This window comes from Cellulomonas sp. A375-1 (assembly GCF_001040865.1).
Lineage (GTDB): Bacteria > Actinomycetota > Actinomycetes > Actinomycetales > Cellulomonadaceae > Cellulomonas > Cellulomonas gelida.
Genome location: NZ_LFKW01000141.1, coordinates 1 through 1,097, shown reverse-complemented (window position 1 = coordinate 1,097; position 1,097 = coordinate 1). Strand labels below are relative to the sequence as shown.

The following is a 1,097-nucleotide window of genomic DNA, read 5'->3' as shown; positions in this document are numbered from 1 at the left end:
GCGCGCGCGTGCTGCCGGTCGTCACCGAGCTGGTCCGGCGCGGCGCGGTCGTCAGCGTCGACACCACGCGTGCGCAGGTGGCGCGGGCGGCGGTCGAGGCGGGCGCGCTCGTCGTGAACGACGTCTCGGGCGGACTGGCCGACGACGCGATGTACGACGTCGTGGCGGAGACCGGCGTCGCGTTCGTGGCGATGCACTGGCGCGGGCACGCGGACGTCATGGACGAGCTCGACGCGTACGACGACGTCGTGACCGACGTGCGGCGCGAGCTCGCGGCTCGGGTGACGGCGCTGCGGGCCGCGGGCGTGCGCGACGAGCAGGTGGTGCTCGACCCCGGGCTCGGGTTCGCGAAGCCTGGCGCGACGAACTGGCCGCTCCTCGCGCGGCTCCCCGAGCTCGTCGCCGACGGCTTCCCGGTGCTCGTCGGCGCGAGCCGCAAGCGCTTCCTGGGCCACCTGCTCGCGGGCCCCGACGGTACGCCCGCGCCACCGCTGCGCCGGGACCACGCGACCGCCGCGATCAGCGCGCTCGCGGCGGCGGCCGGGGCCTGGTGCGTACGCGTGCACGAGGTCGCAGCGTCCGCGGACGCCGTGCGTGTCGCCGCAGCGTGGCAAGGTGGCAGCCGCACCGACACCCAGCGCCCGGGCGCTGAGGGCACCGCCACCGATGACACCGCGACCGAGGACACCGGGACCGGACCGACCGGCACCGGGCCGATCGACACCGGACCGACACGCACCGCAGGCACCGGCAGCGAACGACAGGAGGACGCGTGAGCGACGTGACCGACGCCCAGGGTCACCGCCTGGACCAGATCCGCCTCGTCGGGGTGAGCGCGACGGGGTACCACGGCGTGTTCGAGCACGAACGCCGCGAGGGGCAGACCTTCGTCGTGGACGTCGTCGTCCACCTCGACACGCGCCGCGCGGCCGCGCGCGACGACCTCGCGCACACGCTCGACTACGGCGCGCTCGCGCAGCAGGTGGTCGCGGTGATCGAGGGACCGCCCGCGGACCTGATCGAGACGGTCGCGGAGCGGGTGGCCGCCACCGTCCTGGCCGACGGCGCGGTGAGCGCGGTCGACGTCAGCGTGCAAA

2 protein-coding genes are annotated in these 1,097 nt (G+C 75.7%); both read left to right on the top strand.

All coding sequences use genetic code 11. The annotated features are described in order from the left end of the window. On the top strand, window positions 1–776 hold a 776-nt coding region (gene folP, locus CWIS_RS15295), incomplete at its 5' end, for a dihydropteroate synthase (protein ID WP_082156519.1). After that, window positions 773–1,097: dihydroneopterin aldolase (gene folB / locus CWIS_RS15290; protein WP_197080868.1), on the top strand; the 325-nt coding region annotated here is incomplete at its 3' end. The genes folP and folB, both read left to right, overlap by 4 nt.